This is a genomic window from Lysinibacillus sp. CNPSo 3705, from assembly GCF_028674935.1.
In the GTDB taxonomy this organism is placed as follows: Bacteria; Bacillota; Bacilli; order Bacillales_A; family Planococcaceae; genus Lysinibacillus.
This window is the reverse complement of sequence record NZ_JAQZSD010000178.1, coordinates 1-739: the sequence shown is the minus strand read 5'-3', so window position 1 is coordinate 739 and position 739 is coordinate 1. Positions and strand designations below refer to the sequence as shown.

Sequence of the window (739 nt, the reverse complement as noted above, 5' to 3'; positions counted from 1 at the left end):
CATTTTGAAAAAAAGCTAGGCAACCTTTTGAAGCTGCTGTCTGTATTTTGCAGGCGGCAGCTTTTTCAAGTTCCATTGCCCTCGATAATGGTTGTAATACGTCATATAACTTTTCACTTCTCGTTTTACTTGTTCTAATGTTTCGCACGCTTTCAAATTGGTTTCATCTTTAAAATGACCGAAGAAGGATTCTTGAGGGGCGTTATCCCAACAGTTTCCTCGGCGTGACATCGATTGCCCTAGTCCTATTTCCTTCACAAGTTTCTGGAATTGCGGATTCGTATAATGGAATCCTTGATCTGAATGAATAAATGCATCCTCTGCTAAATGGTGGTGATTTTGTTTCAATTTACGAAGTGTATTAAGCGCGATATCCATACTTAATGAAGCAGATACTTCATACGCTAAAATTTCGTTTGTCTCAGCGTCCTTAATCGTTGATAAATAAGCACGTTTACCGTTTTCGTACGTCAAATACGTGATATCTGTTAATAATACTTTTCCTGCTATACCTTGTTTAAAGTTACGCTGTAATTCATTTGGACATGTACGATGTTCTTTTGTCGCTTTGGCCATTCTACGTGCCGGATTAGTTTTTCGAATTGGACATACAATTTCGAATTTCTTCATAATACGGCGTATACGTTTTAAGTTATACGTAATCCCATATTGATTTTCTAACGTCATTTTAATTTGACGTGCACCTTTCTTACGTCCTCGGAAATGATACGCTTTTAAA

General features: G+C 37.2%; 1 protein-coding gene. It reads right to left on the bottom strand.

Annotation, left to right across the window (positions count from 1 at the left end; translation table 11 throughout):
- Positions 1–15 precede the first annotated feature (15 nt).
- The coding region (locus PVA17_RS24890; protein WP_274069364.1) for an IS3 family transposase at positions 16–739 on the bottom strand (724 nt) is incomplete at its 5' end.